At 34.6% G+C, this 18,535-nt stretch carries 17 protein-coding genes and 1 other RNA gene; all 18 read left to right on the top strand.

Annotated elements, in window-relative coordinates:
* Window positions 1-42 precede the first annotated feature (42 nt).
* The 18 genes from PHE88_00260 (at window position 43) to dnaJ (ending at window position 18,504) form a co-directional block, all read left to right on the top strand.
* Entirely contained in the window at window positions 43-1,650 is a 1,608-nt protein-coding gene (locus tag PHE88_00260; protein ID MDD5686251.1) for a class I SAM-dependent DNA methyltransferase, read from the top strand.
* A complete protein-coding gene (locus PHE88_00255; protein ID MDD5686250.1) occupies window positions 1,640-2,779 on the top strand; it encodes a PDDEXK nuclease domain-containing protein in 1,140 nt (379 codons plus the stop codon). The genes PHE88_00260 and PHE88_00255 overlap by 11 nt, the downstream gene beginning before the upstream one ends.
* A 2-nt stretch (window positions 2,780-2,781) precedes the next feature.
* Window positions 2,782-3,474 carry a hypothetical protein gene (locus tag PHE88_00250; GenBank protein MDD5686249.1) on the top strand — a complete coding sequence of 231 codons (693 nt, stop codon included), beginning with the start codon at window positions 2,782-2,784 and terminating at the stop codon, window positions 3,472-3,474.
* Between the two features lie 7 nt (window positions 3,475-3,481).
* Window positions 3,482-4,675, top strand: a complete 1,194-nt coding sequence (locus tag PHE88_00245; protein MDD5686248.1) for a restriction endonuclease subunit S — start codon at window positions 3,482-3,484, stop codon at window positions 4,673-4,675.
* A complete protein-coding gene (locus tag PHE88_00240) occupies window positions 4,668-5,117 on the top strand; it encodes a hypothetical protein (protein ID MDD5686247.1) in 450 nt (149 codons plus the stop codon). The genes PHE88_00245 and PHE88_00240 overlap by 8 nt, the downstream gene beginning before the upstream one ends.
* Entirely contained in the window at window positions 5,114-5,878 is a 765-nt protein-coding gene (locus PHE88_00235) for a DUF1829 domain-containing protein (GenBank protein MDD5686246.1), read from the top strand. The genes PHE88_00240 and PHE88_00235 overlap by 4 nt, the downstream gene beginning before the upstream one ends.
* Window positions 5,879-5,890: 12 nt before the next feature.
* A complete protein-coding gene (locus PHE88_00230) occupies window positions 5,891-8,983 on the top strand; it encodes a type I restriction endonuclease subunit R (protein MDD5686245.1) in 3,093 nt (1,030 codons plus the stop codon).
* Between the two features lie 92 nt (window positions 8,984-9,075).
* Entirely contained in the window at window positions 9,076-9,315 is a 240-nt protein-coding gene (locus tag PHE88_00225; GenBank protein ID MDD5686244.1) for a hypothetical protein, read from the top strand.
* Window positions 9,315-9,602: a cell division protein ZapA gene (locus PHE88_00220; protein ID MDD5686243.1), complete on the top strand. Its 288-nt coding sequence runs from the start codon at window positions 9,315-9,317 to the stop codon at window positions 9,600-9,602. Before PHE88_00225 ends, PHE88_00220 begins: the two co-directional genes overlap by 1 nt.
* A 7-nt stretch (window positions 9,603-9,609) precedes the next feature.
* Window positions 9,610-9,765: non-coding RNA, 6S RNA (ssrS, locus tag PHE88_00215), on the top strand.
* 83 nt (window positions 9,766-9,848) lie between these two features.
* Window positions 9,849-10,943 carry a replication-associated recombination protein A gene (locus tag PHE88_00210; GenBank protein MDD5686242.1) on the top strand — a complete coding sequence of 365 codons (1,095 nt, stop codon included), beginning with the start codon at window positions 9,849-9,851 and terminating at the stop codon, window positions 10,941-10,943.
* Window positions 10,944-11,522, top strand: a complete 579-nt coding sequence (locus PHE88_00205) for a 5-formyltetrahydrofolate cyclo-ligase (GenBank protein MDD5686241.1) — start codon at window positions 10,944-10,946, stop codon at window positions 11,520-11,522. It begins immediately after the preceding gene.
* 12 nt (window positions 11,523-11,534) lie between these two features.
* Complete coding sequence (gene rny / locus PHE88_00200; protein MDD5686240.1) at window positions 11,535-13,091, top strand: ribonuclease Y; 1,557 nt, start codon at window positions 11,535-11,537, stop codon at window positions 13,089-13,091.
* 176 nt (window positions 13,092-13,267) lie between these two features.
* Window positions 13,268-14,059, top strand: coding sequence for a TIGR00282 family metallophosphoesterase (locus PHE88_00195; GenBank protein ID MDD5686239.1), 792 nt, complete (start codon window positions 13,268-13,270; stop codon window positions 14,057-14,059).
* A 3-nt stretch (window positions 14,060-14,062) separates the two neighbouring features.
* The gene (locus PHE88_00190; protein ID MDD5686238.1) at window positions 14,063-14,860 is read left to right on the top strand and encodes a hypothetical protein; all 798 of its coding nucleotides are present in this window, start codon (window positions 14,063-14,065) and stop codon (window positions 14,858-14,860) included.
* Window positions 14,853-15,410, top strand: a complete 558-nt coding sequence (locus tag PHE88_00185) for a nucleotide exchange factor GrpE (GenBank protein ID MDD5686237.1) — start codon at window positions 14,853-14,855, stop codon at window positions 15,408-15,410. Before PHE88_00190 ends, PHE88_00185 begins: the two co-directional genes overlap by 8 nt.
* Window positions 15,411-15,459: 49 nt before the next feature.
* On the top strand, window positions 15,460-17,337 hold the full coding sequence (gene dnaK / locus PHE88_00180) for a molecular chaperone DnaK (protein MDD5686236.1): 1,878 nt from the start codon (window positions 15,460-15,462) through the stop codon (window positions 17,335-17,337).
* 24 nt (window positions 17,338-17,361) lie between these two features.
* Entirely contained in the window at window positions 17,362-18,504 is a 1,143-nt protein-coding gene (gene dnaJ, locus PHE88_00175; GenBank protein ID MDD5686235.1) for a molecular chaperone DnaJ, read from the top strand.
* Window positions 18,505-18,535 lie beyond the last annotated feature (31 nt).

Genomic DNA, 18,535 nt, shown 5'->3' with positions numbered 1-18,535 from the left:
AAAATGAGTGATTAAACAGATACGTGTGATAAAAAATAAATTATGAAAAAAGAAGATAATTCAAATGGTGGAAATCTTGGTTTTGAGGAAAAACTGTGGAAAGCAGCTGATAAACTGCGGAACAATATGGATGCTGCTGAGTATAAACATATTGTATTAGGATTGATTTTTCTTAAGTATATCTCCGACGCATTCGAAGAACATTATCAAATACTTGTAAAAGAAGTTTCTAATCCAAAAAGCAATCAATATATAAAAGAACCCGAAGTGCGTTATGAGACAATTGAAGACAGAGACGAATATAAAGCCGTAAACGTGTTTTATGTCCCGGAAAAAGCCCGCTGGTCACGCCTACAGAAAAATGCAAAACAACCCACAATAGGTAAAATCATAGATGACGCAATGTATGTTATAGAAAAGGAAAATCCAACCCTTAAGGGTGTTCTTCCTAAAAATTATGCAGACCCTAAACTTGATAAACAGCGTCTTGGTGAACTAATAGACCTTATAGGTACAATTAGTTTAGGAGATTACGAAAATCGCAGTAAAGATATTTTGGGTAGAGTTTATGAGTATTTCTTAGGGCAGTTTGCAGATTCGGAAGGTAAACGAGGCGGGCAATTTTATACTCCGCGGAGCATAGTGCAATTACTTGTGGAAATGATGGAGCCATATAAAGGTCGTATTTTTGACCCGTGTTGTGGTTCCGGTGGTATGTTCGTTCAAAGCGAAAAATTTGTAAAAGCACACGGTGGTAAATTAGGTGATATTGCTATCAATGGACAGGAATCCAATCAAACCACATGGCGTCTCTGTAAAATGAACTTAGCAATCCGTGGTATAGATGCAAATATAATGTGGAATAATGAAGGCAGTTTCTTAAAAGATGAACATAAAGATTTAAAAGCAGATTTTATATTAGCCAATCCACCATTTAATGACAGTGATTGGAAGGGCGAGCAATTAAGAGATGATGTGAGATGGAAATACGGTGTCCCTCCGACAGGTAATGCCAACTTCGCATGGGTTCAGCATTTTGTTTATCATCTATCGCCAAAAGGTATTGCAGGCTTTGTATTAGCAAACGGTTCTATGTCTTCTAACCAGTCAAATGAAGGTGAAATAAGAAAAAATATGCTTGAGTCAGACATAGTGGATTGTATGGTTTCTTTGCCATCACAACTTTTCTACAATGTAATGATACCCGCCTGTCTTTGGTTTATTGCTCGCGATAAGAAAAATCACAAATTCAAAGACAGAAGGGGCAAAGTTCTTTTCATTGATGCTCGGAAAATGGGCGTAATGATAGACCGCAGGCACAGGGAATTAACTGAAGAAGAGATAAATAGAATTGCTGATACATATCATGCATGGCGGGGAGAAGGTAAACCCGCCACTGGGACGTCGGCGGGCAAGTATAAAGATGAAAAAGGTTATTGCAAATCGGCAACACTTGAAGAAATAAAATCACAGGGTTATATTTTGACACCCGGTAGATATGTAGGCACCGAAGAAGTGGAAGAAGATAAAGAAAAGTTTAATGAAAAAATGAAACGACTTACCAAAGAACTTTCAGAACAGTTTGAAAAATCCGAAGAACTTGAAAAAGAAATAAAGAAAAATTTAAAAGGACTGGGATATGAAATCTAATTTAGTATTTGATAAGGAATACAAAGTTTGGCTTGCTGATTTAAAAGCAAAAGTCCGTAACGCCCAGATTAAAGCAGCGGTAAAAGTTAATTCAGAAATGCTCTCCTTTTATTGGGAGCTTGGTGCAGATATTGTGGCTAAACAGGCAAACACCAAATGGGGTGGCGGTTTTCTAATTCAGCTTAGCAAGGATTTAACAGCAGAGTTTTCGGATATGAAGGGATTCTCACTTAGAAATCTTAAATATATCAAGCAATGGTATCAGTTTTATAGCCGGGGAAATGCGATAAGCCAACAGCCTGTTGGCTTAATTGGGCAACAGGCTGTTGCCCAATTGCCAATAAACAGAATTATCCAAAAGTCTGTCGGACAATTTGTGCAACAAGCCGTTGCACAAATCACCCAGATACCTTGGGGTCATAACATCGCAATTATAACAAAATGTAAGAATATAAAAGAAGCAATTTATTATGTTCAAAAAACAATTACGCACAATTGGAGCCGCTCTGTATTAGTTCACCAGATTGAATGGGGACTTTTCAAACGAGAAGGCAAGGCGGTTAATAACTTTTCTCTTACACTGCCTAAACCCCAATCTGACCTCGCCAAACAAACACTCAAAGACCCCTATATTTTTGACTTTTTAAGGTTAACCGAAGAATACAATGAAAAAGACATGGAGAATGCTCTTATTGAGCATATTGCAAAGTTTCTATTGGAATTAGGAACCGGTTTTTCTTATGTAGGACGGCAAATTCCATTGCGTGTAGGTGAAAGTGAATTCTACATAGACCTGCTTTTTTATCATATTAAATTGCGTTGTTATATCGTGATAGAACTAAAAACTGTGGTATTTCAACCGGAGTTTGCCGGAAAATTGAATTTTTATATTACTGCAGTAGACCGCCAGTTGAGAAGTGAATTCGACCAACCGACTGTCGGAATAATTATCTGCAAAACCAAAGATAAAGTGGTCGCTGAGTATGCTTTAAGCGATATTCATAAGCCAATTGGTGTTTCTGAATATCAATTAACACATTCTTTACCCAAGAAATTCAAATCGAATCTACCAACAATAAAACAAATTGAGAAAGAGTTGAGTAAAAGCACAAACAAAATAAAAAAATAGCAATGGCTAAAAAAGAAATAGAAATATGTTACTTGTGCGGTAATATGCTATCGGGTAAAGTAGATAAAGACCACGTTCCTCCGAAACAATTTTATGCGACCCGTGTTAGGAAGAAAGATTCCCCAAATTTATTTACTTTGCCGGTTCATCGCAAATGTCATGAACCATACCAGATAGATGAAGACTATTTTGTTCATTCTATAGCTCCATTAACAATGGAATCAGATACAGGAAGCGAAATTTGGAAGGATATTGTATGCAGAAGAAAGCGTCCCGCAGGTAGTCGTCTTCACAAAATGGTTTTTAAAGAATTTGAAACAAGGCCGTCAGGGCTTATTTTACCATATAATAAAGTACTAAAACGATTCAATGGCGAGCGTGTTTGGAGAGTGGTTTGGAAAATTACAAGAGGGTTATTTTTTAAAGAATGCGGACAGTTTCTTCCTGATAGAACACCGCGTATTAACAAGATTTACTCAGAAGGACAAAGACCTGATTTGGAGTTTGAGTATATACGTAATATCTCATCAAAAGGGCAGTATCCAGCAGTATTTGATTATAAATATATTATTATTCCCGAGTTAAATAAATTTCACTTCTGGGGTATGCTGTTCTGGGACAAACTTATTATGCAGATAGGTTTTCATGACCCGGGATGTTTTTGTAAAAAATGTAAGACAATCGCAACTAATTAAATACAATATGGAAAAGAATAAATTCAAACAAACAGAAATTGGTGCAATTCCCGAAGGATGGGAAGAATCATCTGTTGGAAATAATATTGAGTTAGTTTATGGTGATGGGCTTATAACAAGAGAGAGAAAAGGTGGTGATATATCGGTCTATGGTTCAAATGGTATTATTGGTCAGCATAATGAAGCACTTGTAAAAGGACCTGGAATTATTATTGGCAGGAAAGGCACTGTTGGACAAGTTACATTTTCAAAAACTGATTTTTGGCCTATTGATACAACATATTACGTAAAAACAAAAGGAGAAAACGACATATTGTTTTGGTATTATTTTCTTAAAACATTAAATCTTACTGAAATGAATAGTCATTCAGCAGTTCCCGGACTTAATCGTGATTACGTGTATGAAATAAAAAAACATATACCATCGTTCAATGAACAGCGGGCGATTGCAAAAATTCTTTCTGACCTTGATGAAAAGATAGAACTAAATAACCAGATGAATAAAACCCTTGAGTCAATAGCTCAGGCAATATTCAAGGAGTGGTTTATTGCTTTCCGTTTCCCCGACTATGAAAAAACAAAATTTAAAAATGGTTTACCTGATGGATGGGGGAAAAAAGAAATAAAAGACTGTGGTGATATTATTTGCGGAAAAACTCCTGCAACTATAAATAGAGATAATTATGGAGCAGATATACCGTTCATTACTATTCCTGATATGCGTAATTTTGTTTTTGTAATTAAAACAGAAAAAATACTTTCAAAACAAGGGGCTGATTTACAAAAAAATAAATATTTATCTGCGTTATCTGTCTGTGTCAGTTGTATAGCTACTCCAGGTTTAGTATCACTTACAAGTGAAGTTAGTCAGACAAATCAACAAATAAATAGCATTATTTGTAAAAAAGAAATTAGTCCATATTTTATGTATTTTTCTATGTTGAACAAAAGTGAAGAAATAAAAACTATGGGACTTGGGGGAACAGCTACATTGAATCTTAATACAGGAAATTTTGCGCGAATAAGTATTGTTGTTCCAAATGATTTCATAATGAAAAAGTTTCATAAGGTAATTGAGCCTATCATGCAGCAAATATTAGAGAATTTGCGAGAAAATAAAAAATTAAACGATATTTGTGATTCTCTTTTACCAAAACTAATGTCAGGAAAGATAAGAATAAAAAGGAGTGCAAATGCCTGAAATTAATTTACCTCAAACCGAAGCGAATACTTTGATAGCAATGGAAAAAGTAAAAGTCAATGATGTAAGTTGGGAATACCCTGGATATGGTGGACAAATACGCGTTCCTATAACTTCTGTAAACAAACGTGAGAACTTTATGCTTGATATTAGCAGAGGTAGAATTGACTTACTAAAAGGTTCATATCAAAATCGTGCACAACAAGTAGTAATACTTGTTAGATTAGATTTTGGTGGACAGCCTCATAGGAATCCTGATGGGCAAGAAATAGCATCACCACATTTACATTATTATCGTGAAGGATTTGGTGATAAGTGGGCAGTACCTTTGCCAATTGACAGATTCCCAAATATTTCTGATTTATGGCAAACCTTGAGCGATTTTATGATATTATGTAATATAATAGAACCACCGAACATAGAGAGGGGGTTATTTTCATGATAGACGAAATACAAAAGCTTTTGGATAATTACTTAAATTGGTTGAAAGATAAAACAGCTTTACGTCAAGTAGAAGATTGGGTCGAAATAACGACTCCTTATTTGGATAGACACAATGATTATTTACAAATATATGTTAAGCGGGATAATAATGGTTATATTTTAACAGATGATGGCTATACCATTGCTGATCTTATGCAATCGGGCTGTGAATTAGATAGTAAAAAACGCAAGGATCTTCTTCTATTAACATTAAACGGTTTTGGCGTTAAAATGCAAGAAAAATCTTTAACTTTGCATGCTTCATCTGAAAACTTTTCATTAAAAAAGCATAATTTGGTACAGGCTATGTTAGCAATAAATGATTTATTTTATTTAGCTGCACCTATGGTTGCCAGTTTGTTTTTTGAAGATGTTACTTCTTGGATGAATATAAATGATATTAGATATACTCCGAGGATTAAATTTACTGGGAAAAGCGGTTATGACCATTTATTTGACTTTGTAATTCCTGCATCAAAAAGGCAACCGGAAAGAATTATTCAAACAATAAATAGACCCAATAAAGATACTGCACAAGCTCTTGCTTTTTCTTGGATTGATACCAAGGAAGTTAGACCTACTAATTCTAAAGCTTATGCTTTCTTAAATGATTCAGAACAAAAAACTATGCCTTCGGTTATTGAAGCACTGTTTAATTATGGAGTTAATCCAGTAATTTGGAGTGAGAGAGAAGCAATAAGGCAAGAATTAGTTTCATAAACATTGAAAAATATGCCACACATAATCACCGAATCGGAAATTGAACAGTTATCATTGGACATATTAAAAGAATTGGGATATAAGACACTTTATGGTCCGGATATTGCTGTTGATGGCACGAGACCTGAAAGAGATGATTATTTCAATTCTGTTTTGATTGAGCGGTTAATGGAAGCAATTGACAGGTTAAATCCACAGGTTCCAAAAACTGCCCAAGAAGAAGTCCTTAAAAAAGTATTGAGAGACAAAACCCCTAACCTGATTGTAAATAATCATAATTTCCATAAACTCTTGGTTAACGGTGTTGATGTTGAATATAAAAAGGTGGGAAAAATTGTTGGTGATAAAGTATGGCTTTTTGATTTTAAGAATATCAACAATAATGAGTTTTTAGCAGTAAATCAATTTACAGTTATAGAAAATAATAACAACAGGCGTCCCGATATTGTTATTTTTGTGAATGGTTTGCCGTTAGTTGTCATTGAATTAAAAAATCCTGCTGATGAAAACGCTACTATAAAATCGGCATTCAAGCAATTTGAAACCTACAAAACACAAATACCTTCCGTTTTCAATTACAACGAAATCCTTATAATAAGTGATGGCAATGAAGCAAGAGCAGGGACAATAACTTCTGATTGGGAGAGGTTTTTGCCTTGGAAAACAATTGATGGCACAGAAAAAGAACCGGCAACTGTTCCGCAGATAGAAGTGCTATTGAAAGGGATGCTGAATAAAAAAGTTCTTCTTGATTTAATTAGACATTTTATTGTTTTTGAAAATGAGCAAATTAAAACTTCCAAAAAGATAGCAGCATATCACCAATATTATGCGGTAAATAAGGCGGTTGAATCAACGATTAAAGCATCAAGTAAGAAAGGCGACAAACGGTGCGGTGTTGTGTGGCATACTCAGGGTTCAGGGAAAAGTTTAATAATGGCATATTATACCGGCAAACTTGTTCTTAGGATGGATAATCCGACTATTGTCGTTCTTACAGATAGAAACGATTTAGATGACCAATTGTATGGTACTTTTTGCAGGTGTCAGGAACTTTTAAGGCAAGAGCCGGTACAGGCAGAAACACGAGATGAACTTAAAGAATATTTAAAAGTTGCATCCGGTGGTGTTGTATTTACAACAATACAAAAATTTTTCCCTGAAGAAAATGCAAACCGTTTCCAATTGTTGTCTGAAAGACGAAACATAGTAGTTATTGCAGATGAGGCACACAGAAGTCAGTATGATTTTATAGATGGTTTCGCAAAGCATATGCGGGATGCATTGCCGAATGCTTCATTTATAGGATTTACCGGAACGCCTATAGAAAAAACTGACAGGAATACGATTGCAGTTTTTGGCGATTACATTGATGTTTATGATATTGAGCAGGCAGTTAAAGATGGTGCCACAGTCAGAATATTTTATGAAAACCGTCTTGCTAAACTTGAGTTAAAAGCAGAAGAGCGACCTAAAATTGACCCTGAATTCGAAGAAGTGACCGAATTCGAAGAAGTAAAGAAAAAAGAGAAGTTAAAAACAAGATGGGCTCGGCTTGAGGCAATCATTGGCAGTGAAAAAAGGATTAAACAGATTGCAAAAGATATTGTAGAACATTTTGAAGAGCGTCTAAAAGTGCTTGATGGCAAAGGAATGATTGTCTGTATGAGTAGGCGTATTTGTATTGAACTGCATAATGAGATTATAAAACTCCGTCCCGATTGGTATCACAAAGACGATGACAAAGGTTTTCTTAAAATAATAATGACCGGCTCTGCAAGTGATGATGTTGGTTGGCAGGAACATATAAGAAATAAACAGAGACGCAGAGAAATAGGCAACAGAATGAAAGATGACAGCGACCCGCTTAAGCTATCAATTGTGAGAGATATGTGGCTTACGGGATTTGATGTTCCTTGTTTGCATACGATGTATATTGACAAGCCGATGCGCGGGCACGGTCTTATGCAGGCGATAGCAAGAGTGAACAGGGTTTTCAAAGATAAGCCCGGTGGACTCGTGGTTGACTATTTAGGCATTGCAGCCGATTTGAAAGAAGCACTTTCAATCTATACAGAAAGTGGCGGAGAAGGGAAGCCCACTTTTGACCAGAGAGAAGCAGTTGCAGTTATGCTTGAAAAATACGAAATCGTTTGTGGCATGTTCGTCCCGCCTGTTGGCGAGGCAGGTAAATTTGATTATAAGAAGTTTTTCACTGTTGGTGTAAGAGAAAAGATGGGCATATTGGCTGAAGCGGCCGAATTTATATTAGGCAAGGAAAAAGAGAAGGGAAAAGAAAGATTTTTGAATTATGTCTCGCAGTTATCAAAGGCGTTTGCCCTTGCCGTCCCGAATGAAAAGGCACTTGAGATTAGAGACAATGTAGGTTTTTTTCAAGCGGTAAGGTCAAGAATTGCGAAGTTTGAAGTGGGTGGTGGTAAAACAGAAGAAGAACTTGATACGGCAATAAAACAGATAATATCAAAAGCAATTACTTCTGATAAAGTGATTGATGTATTTGAAGCAGCTGGGATTAAAAAACCGGATATTTCAATTCTTTCGGATGAGTTTTTGGCGGAAGTAAAAAATATGCCGCACAAAAATTTAGCGTTTGAACTTTTGAAAAAATTGCTGAATGACGAAATAAAAATAAGGACAAAAAGAAATCTAATACAGGGCAGGTCATTTGCGGAAATGCTGGAAAAGACGATTCGGAAATATCAGAATAAGGCAATAGAAACAGCAAGAGTTATAGAAGAACTCATTGAATTAGCAAAGAAGTTGAGGGATGCTGATAAACGGGGTGAGTTATTAAATTTAACTGAAGATGAACTTGCATTCTATGATGCTTTGGAAGTAAATGACAGTGCAGTTAAGGTTCTTGGAGATGAAATCTTGAGAACAATTGCAAGGGAACTGATAAAGACAGTGAGAAATAATGTTACTATTGACTGGACAATAAGAGAAAATATACAGGCAAATTTGAGGGTAATGGTAAAAAGAATTTTAAGAAAATATGGGTATCCACCTGATAAACAGAAAAAAGCAACCGAAACAGTATTGGAACAAGCAATTTTAATCGCCAAAGACTGGGCTGATAAATAGTATAGCCAATTTCGTTCAAATAATTATTATAAAAATAATCACCAAAAAGAGAGTTGACAAAATCAAATATTTTTGTATAATTTTTTAGTGTAATGGATAAGATTGGCAGTAAAGTTGCTTTGTTAAAAGAAAAAGTTAAAGGCATTTCGTTTAGAATAAGTGATTTGAAAAAAGAAAATCAGAAACTTAGAGACATGAATGAAGAATTACTTTCAAAGGTAAATATGTTTGAGGAGGAAAATAAAATGGTGCGAAAGTATGTTAAAGAAAGGGATATAATAAAAGGTAGAATAAAAAGTATTATAGAAAACATTGAGAGGGCGAAAATCTAATGACAAAAGAAAGGGTTTCTATAAAAATATTGAATAGTGAGTTTGATATTGAAACAGAAATGGAGCCCTTGTTTGTCAGCCAGCTTGCAAAATATGTTAATGAAAAATTGAATGAAGTAAGCAAAGAACAGAACACACCTGATACTTTGAAGATACTAAATCTTACACTTATTACATTAGCGGAGGAAGTTTTTGCGTTGAAAGAAGAAAAAGAAAATATTGAAACGGAATTAGATAGAAATGTTGATGAGTTGATTTTGCATTTAGAGTCAGCATTACGTTTGTGATATTATAATTTCCCTGCGGTGTTGGTGTTGAATAGACTGTTTTGAGCTTACAAGCACAATTTTGGGAATCTGCGTTTCTTGTAATTTTGGTTACTTGAACAGGATACCCACTTAGTAAGTAGTGCTTCAAACATTTTGTTCACACGGCATTCGCGGGGATTTTTTTATCCTATTACGCAGAATGCGTAAAGGATAAATCCGCCAACGGTTTAGTGGCGGATATTTCAGTAATTTTAGTATCTATATATGGACTTGTTTGAAAAAGAAAATATCAAAAGAAAAGAACCATTAGCATCGAGAATGAGTCCCAAGACACTTGATGATTTTGTGGGACAAGAAGATATTTTATCGGAAGGCAAGCTATTAAGAAGGGCAATTGTATCGGATAAACTTTCATCTGTTATATTTTACGGTCCTTCCGGTAGCGGAAAATCATCTTTAGCAAAGATTATCGCTAATATGACATCGGGATATTTTCAGGAAATAAGCGCTGTTATAAGCGGTGTAGATGATTTAAGAAAAACAATTAATACAGCGAAAAATAGAGATAAAAAAACTATTTTGCTTATTGACGAAATACATCATTTTAACAAGTCGCAACAAGATTGTCTTCTGCCTTATGTAGAAAAAGGAGTAATCGTTTTGATTGGAATCACAACTGAAAATCCATATTTTTATATTAACTCTGCACTTTTGTCAAGATCACAGGTTTTTGAATTTAAAAAGCTTTCAGAAGATAATTTAGAAAATATTCTACAAAGTACCGGGTTAAAATTAAAAATTATATTTTCAGTAGAAGCTAAAAATCATTTAAAAAAATATTCAGAAGGAGATGCCAGGCGGCTTTTGAATGCTGTTGAGATAGGTTTTGAAACGACAAAGAAAAATAAAGAAGGTTTTGTTGAATTTTCTTTAGATGTTGCAGTAGAATCCATTCAAAAAAAGGTTGTTGTCTATGATAAAAAAGGAGATGGTCATTATGATACCATTTCTGCATTTATTAAATCTATGCGTTCCGGTAAAGCAGATGATGCTCTTTATTGGCTTGCAAAAATGTTAGTTGCCGGTGAAGATCCTAGATTTATAGCAAGGCGGCTCGTAATTTTTGCCAGTGAAGATGTTGGTAATGCTGACCCGATGGGATTAGTTTTAGCAGCATCAGTTCTTAAAGCAGTTGATTTTGTCGGTATGCCTGAAGCAAAGATTTCACTTTCTCAGGTAACGATATATTTGTCTTTAGCAAAAAAATCCAGAGAAGCATATTCTAAAATATTTGAAAAAATTGAAAAGATAGAAAAAGAAAGAATTGTTGATGTTCCGGAAGAACTTAAAAATAAGTAAATGAATAAACAGGATATCAGGAAAAAAATATTAGCAATAAGAGAAGAAATTAATAAAAAGGAAGTAGATGTAAATAGTGAAAAGATATTAAAAAAACTTTTTAAGCTAAGGGAGTTTTGCGATGCCAGAAGAGTATCGTTTTACGTATCTTTTAAAAACGAGGTTGATACTCGTAAGATGATAGAAAGTTCATTAAAATTAAAGAAGGACGTTTTTTTACCCAAAATTGTGAAAAATAAGTTAATGCTTGTTAAAATTAAAGATTTAAAAAATTTAGTTTCAGGTAAATATGGGATTTTAGAACCGGAAACTAAAGGTAATAATCTTAAAAACAACTTTAATTTAGATGCAGTGATTGTTCCGGGTGTAGTATTTGACAAACAATGTAATCGAATTGGTTTTGGTAAAGGATATTTTGACAAGTTTTTAAAAAATATTTCTACGGTAAAGATTGGTTTGTCGCACAGTTTTCAGGTTTTGAAAAGGATACCGGTTTCAGAAAAAGATGTTCCGATGGATTTTGTAATTACGGAAAAACGAATTTTCAGGCGAAATGCTTGTATTTGTAACAACGAATAAAAAGGAGGAAAAATGGATAATATTTTAATGGTTTTAGCGGCTTCGATTATATGTTTGATTGTTGGATATTTCATTAGAGTTTCTATTGCCAAAAAAAGTTTAAAATCGTCCGAAACTTTAGCTAAGAAAATTATCACGGATGCAGAAAAAAATGCTGAAGCGAAGAAAAGGGAAGGAGAATTATCAATAAAAGAAGAGATGCATCGTCAGCGCCAGGAATTTGAAGCACAGACAAAAATAAGACGGCAGGAATTGTCAAATCTTGAAAGGCGTCTTTTGCAAAAAGAAGAAAATCTTGATAAAAGATTTGAAATTATCGAGAAAAAAGAAAGAGATATTGTAAAAAAAGAAACCGAAATTAATTCGAAATCTAAAATAATAGAATTAGAACTTATTAAATTGAACCAGCAGAAAGATGAACAAAAAAAGATACTTGAGAAAATATCTCAAATGACAGGTGATGAAGCAAAGAAAGTTTTAATGAAGATTATGGAAGAAGAAGCTAGAAAAGAAGCAGCTGTTTTAACAAAAAAATTAGAACAGGAAGCAAGAGAAACAGCTTCAAAAAAAGCAAAAGAGATACTGGCGATTGCAATTCAACATTGTGCGAATACCTATACACAGGAAATAACTGTATCTACTGTCCCATTACCAAATGACGATATGAAAGGAAGAATAATTGGAAGGGAAGGTAGAAATATACGCGCATTTGAACAGGCGACAGGTGTTGATTTAATAGTTGATGATACGCCGGATACTATTACTTTATCAAGTTTTGACGGGGTTAGAAGAGAAGTTGCAAAAATATCGCTTGAACGATTAATGGCAGATGGAAGAATTCACCCCACTAGAATAGAAGAAGTTGTTAATCAAGTGAAGAAGGAAATGGACGAAAATATAAAAGCAGCAGGAGAAGATGCATCCTTAGAGGTAGGTATTACAAATTTGAATCCTGAAATTACAAAACTTATCGGTAAATTGAAATACAGAACATCTTATGGTCAGAACCAGCTGTCACATACTCTTGAAGTCGCAAATATAGCAGGTTATCTTGCAGCAGAACTCGGAGTTGATGTTCATTTTTGTAAAAAAGCCGGACTTCTGCATGATATAGGAAAAGCAGTTGATAAGGATGTAGAAGGAACGCATCATCAGCTTTCTGCAGATACTGCAAAACAGTATGGCGAATCTCCAAAAATGATAAATGCAATATTGGCTCATCATGAAGGTATTGTTCAACCCGAATCGGTTGAAGCGTTTGTTTTACAGGCTGCTGATGCTATTTCCGCAGCACGTCCGGGTGTTAGGAGGGAAACGCTTGAACATTATTTGAAAAGGATAGAACGGCTTGAAAAAGTTGCTGAATCATTCATTGGAGTTGCAAAATCATATGCAGTTCAGGCAGGCAGAGAAGTAAGAATTTTAGTTGAACCTGAAGATATTGATGATGCTGCGGCAAGTCAGCTTGCCCAGGATATTGCAAGAAAAATAGAGACAGAACTGGAATATCCGGGTCAGATTAAGGTAACAGTCATAAGAGAAACACGATATCAAGAGCTGGCTAAGTAGTTTTTTGCTTTGTATTGATTTTATAGTCTAAGTAGAAAATGAAGTAGAAGATGGATTTTACTGAAAAATCATAGTTTTTCACTAAACGAGTCATTTTTTAACAGTTTATTCGCCTAAATGTCTCTAAATCGTTTAAAACTAGATTTTTTAGTAAATTTGACAATTATACGTTATATATGAACATTCTTTTTATCGGTGATATTATAGGTTCACCAGGCAGGGAAAAAGTAAGTGATTTGTTACCTATTCTAAGGGAAAAGCACTCAATTGATTTCACAATTGCTAACGGTGAAAATTCAGCCGGCGGGGCAGGTATAACCAAAAAAACATCTGAGGATCTTTTTTCTGCAGGTGTTGATGTCATAACGTTGGGCAATCATTCTTTTGACAGAAGAGAATTCACTGAAACAATTGATCATCCGAAAATTATCAGGCCTGCAAATTATCCTGAAGGTGTACCGGGAAAAGGTTTGTGTTCAGTAGATATTACTACCCCTGACTCAAATAAAACAATTAAAGTAACAGTTGTAAACCTTTTAGGAAGATTTAATATGCCTTTAGTTGATTGTCCTTTTAGAACAGCAGATAAAATCTTAGAGCAACTGTCAAGATTAAAGCCAAGACCTATTATAATTGTTGATTTTCATGCCGAGTTAACTTCAGAGAAACAGGCATTAGGATTTTTTTTAGACGGCCGGGTAAGTGGTGTGGTGGGAACGCATACTCATGTTCAAACATCTGATGAAAAAATATTAGCAAATGGAACAGGTTATATTACTGATGCTGGTATGGTCGGATCATCTGATTCGATAATAGGAGTTGAAAAATCAGATGTTCTTAAAAGGTTTTTAACCGGTATGCCTGCTAAATTTCAAGTTGCTAAAAACGATATATTTTTCAACGGAATTGTTTTAACAATTGATGCAGAATCTGGTAAATGTAACAAAGTGTGCAGGATAATCGGATAAAAAATGGATATCAAGAACAAAAAGATATTAGAGACAGTTATTTTGGAATATATTGAAACATCTTTAAAACCAGTGAGTTCAAAACAACTGACAAAAAGATGTTCATGTTCATCGAGTTCAATAAGAAGTTGGATGTCAAAACTTGAAAAAGACGGCTATTTGCATGGTTTACATAAATCATCCGGTAAAATCCCGACTGATAAAGCTTGGCGATTTTATATAAATGAACTTATGGAAGCACAGCAAGTGATTTTTAAGAAAAAAGACGAACTTGAAAAGAATTATTTTATACAGATAAAATCACAAAACAATGCTTTAATGGAATTGTCAAGAATCTATTTTTATGTTTTACAACATTCCAGCTATTCAATATTACCCAAACCGGAAAAAGTATTTTTTAAAGAACTGATACTGACATCTATTAACAAAAAAACAATTTTTGGGGTTATTTATTCCGATATAAGTGTTGTGAGAAATTTTATAATAAAAACAGAGGACCCTGTAAGTCAGGATTTTTTAAATAGTTTTTCAAAAATGGTTAATAATATTATGAGGGGAGTCGTATTGTCGGAAATAAAAAATATTATTAATAATATTAATAACAATAGTATTAATAATAAAGTAGAATCATTTCAAATAACTAATAAAAAAGAATTAGATTTTTTAAGGCAAAATATTGATAATATTTTTAATTTTGAAAATGATGTTGAATCCAAAGGTATAGATATTGCATCAAATACATATAGGATTAGTAAGGGTGTAAGCGAAATTATGTCAGTTGCAGGGAATAAAAATGACTGAAGATAAAAAAAGCAATGAAGAGCTTTATAGAGAAGAAAAGGTTTCAGAACTTGAAATATTAAGGCAATCATTGTCTGAACATAAGAAACAAGCAGAAATATATTATGAACAAATATTACGCATTAAGGCGGATTTTGAAAATTATAGGAAGAGATCAGAAAAAGAAAAAAAAGAGTTTTTTGAGGATGGCAAAAATTCAACAATAATGGAGTTGCTTGATATATTTGAGACAGTAAAATTAGCTAAAACAATGATTGAAAAAGTAAATAGCAGTGAATCGATACAGGAAGGTTTACAGCATATAGAAAAGAAGTTGTCTGAGATTTTGAAAAAGCATAATGTAGTACAAATAGCAACTATTGGTGAAAAATATGATCCTATGTTACATGATATTATTGGGGTATTAGAGCAGGAAAATGTGGAAGATGGTATAATTATAGAAGAGGTTAAATCAGGTTATAAAATAGGTGACAGGGTTTTAAAACCGGCAATAGTTAAGACTGCAAAAAAGATAGAGTCAAAAGAAACAGAATTAAAAAAAGAGGATTGAGAATAAAGAGTTCTTAGTTCTTAAATATGATGTTAATAGGGAGGCATTTATGGCAAAAATTATTGGTATTGATTTAGGCACATCAAATTCAGCTGCTGCTATTATGGAAGGTGGTAAAGCAACTATTATTCCATCAGCTGAGGGGATGACACTTGGTGGAAAAGCATTTCCGTCATATGTAGCATTTACGAAAGATGGACAACTGATAGTAGGTGAACCGGCCCGCCGTCAAGCTGTAGCTAATACGGAAGGTACGGTTATGGCAGCAAAAAGAAAGATGGGTACGGATTATAAGTATAATATTTATGGTAAGGAATATACCCCTCAACAGATTTCTGCCTTTATTTTACAGAAAATTAAAAGAGATGCTGAAGCATTTTTAGGTACAACTGTCGATAGAGCGGTAATTACTGTTCCTGCCTATTTTAATGACAATCAACGCCAGGCAACTAAAGATGCAGGAGAAATTGCGGGGCTTAAAGTTGAAAGAATAGTTAATGAACCGACTGCGGCATGTCTTGCATACGGACTTGACAAGAAAGGTAAAGAAGAAAAAATACTTGTTTTTGATTTTGGCGGCGGGACACTTGATGTTACAGTAATGGATTTCGGCGGTGGTGTTTTTGAAGTGAAATCAACCAGTGGTGATACTCAGCTTGGCGGGACAGATATGGATAATGCCATGATTGATTATATCGCTTCAGAATTTAAAAGAGAAACCGGTATTGATCTAAGAAATGATAAAATGGCAATACAGCGTTTAAAGGAAGCAGCCGAAAAAGCAAAAATAGAGCTTTCCAATGTTTTAGAAACAGATGTAAATTTGCCGTTCATTACTGCAGATGCATCGGGTCCAAAACATCTTACTATGAAGATTTCCCGTTCCAAATTAGAATCAATAGTTGGTCCCATAATAGATAAATGCAGGCATTCTGTTGAGCAAGCACTTTCGGATTCTAAACTTACCCCTAATGATATTGCAAAAGTTATTCTGGTCGGCGGTCCGACAAGAATGCCTGCAGTACAGAAATTTGTTGAAGAGTTAGTCGGTAAGAAAGTAGAAAGAGGCGTAGATCCTATGGAATGTGTAGCTATGGGCGCTGCGGTTCAGGCAGCTGTTTTAACAGGCGAGGTGAAAGATATATTATTATTAGATGTTACACCGCTTTCATTGGGAGTTGAAACATTGGGTAGTGTTATGACAAAATTAATTGACAGGAATACTACTATACCTACTAAAAAATCACAAATATTTTCAACTGCTGCGGATAGCCAGCCGGCTGTTACTATAAATGTTTTGCAAGGTGAAAGACAGTTGGCAAAGGACAATGTTTCATTAGGTAGATTTGATTTAGTCGGTATCCCTGCAGCACCTCGCGGTGTTCCTCAGATTGAAGTTACATTTGATATTGATTCTAACGGTATTTTACACGTTTCTGCAAAGGATTTAGGAACAGGCAAAGAACAATCAATAAAAATTACTGCACCTACCAAACTATCCAAAGAAGAAGTTGATAAAATGGTGAAAGAATCTGAAAGATTTGCAGAAGAAGATAAGAAAAGGAAAGAGGAAATAGAGGTTAAAAATGAAGCCGATGCTGTGGTATATTCAGCGGAAAAGTCACTTAAAGAACATGGTGATAAGGTTTCTGCCGAAGAACGGCTTAAATTAGAAAGAGCAATTGCTGATGCAAAGGAAGCACTAAAAACAGATGATCTTGAAAAAATAAAAAAAGCAAAAGAAGAGGTTTTAACTGCTTCACATAAACTTGCTGAAGAAATTTATAAAGATGCAACAAAAAAACAATCAGCAGAATCGCAAGGAGCAAACCAGCAGGAACCAGAAACAAAATCAGAAACACCTACAGAAGAAACGAAAAAGAAAGATGATGTAATTGATGCTGATTACAAAGAAGAAAGCAAGTAAGGCGACGAAGTAGCTCATTTTATTATGACAAAACGTGATTATTATGAAATTCTTGGTGTTCAAAAGAATGCAACTGCAGATGAAATAAAAAAAGCCTATAGAAATCTTGCTTTACAATTTCACCCTGACAGGGTTACCGCTGACAAAAAGAAAGAAGCAGAAGAAAGATTTAAGGAAATTTCTGAGGCTTATGCTGTTTTGTCTGATACTGAGAAAAGAAAGTTGTATGATCAATATGGTCATGCTGGCATTGACGGGAGATATACATCTGAAGATATTTTCAAAAATGCCGATTTTTCCGGTTTTGAAGATATTTTTCAGAATGGAGGGTTTGGTGAGGTTTTTGGTGACATTTTTGATATTTTTGGTGGTGGAGGATTTTCCGGTCAAAGTCACAGGACACTATCTACAAAGGGGGCAGATTTAGAATACCACCTGACAATTACATTAGAAGAAGCGTTCAAAAGTAGTGAAAAGGCAATTGATATTTATCATACGCAGGTATGTTCCATTTGCCGGGGTAGCGGTGCAAAAAAAGGAACATCAAAAAAAACGTGCTCTACTTGTAAAGGTAGCGGTGTTGTCAGATATTCGCGTGGTTTTTTTTCGCTTCAACAGACATGTTCAAAATGCGGAGGAAGCGGTGAAATAGTCGGTACACCTTGTTCTGAATGCTCAGGCAGGGGAAAAGTCAAAAAACAATCTAAAATAACTGTAAAAATTCCTGCAGGTGTAGATACCGGAAATACAATAAGAGCTAAAGGACAAGGAGAAGCGGGTGAAAAAGGCGGACCTTCCGGGGATTTATATATAGTTGTCAGAGTTTTGCAACATAAAATATTTCGAAGAGAAAAAGATGATATTTATGTTGATGTACCGATAGGTTTTTCCACGGCAGCATTAGGCGGTGAAATAATAGTTCCGACGCTTTACGGAAATGTTTCGATGAAAATTCCTTCAGGGACACCTTCCAATAAAGTGTTTCGTCTTAAAGAAAAAGGGATGCCATCAGTTAATTCTTCACGGGTTGGAGATGAATATGTAAAAGTTTTTATAGTGCCGCCGGAGAATCTTACTACCCGCCAAAAAGAGCTTTTGAAAGAATATGCTCAGATATCCGGCGAAAAAATAGACGAAAGTTTTTTTAAAAAGATATTTAACAAATAGATATATATTTATAGTATCATTCTGAAATTAT

The sequence above is a fragment of the Elusimicrobiota bacterium genome (assembly GCA_028718185.1).
Lineage (GTDB): Bacteria > Elusimicrobiota > UBA8919 > UBA8919 > UBA8919 > JAQUMH01.
This window is presented reverse-complemented; position numbering and strand designations above follow the sequence as displayed.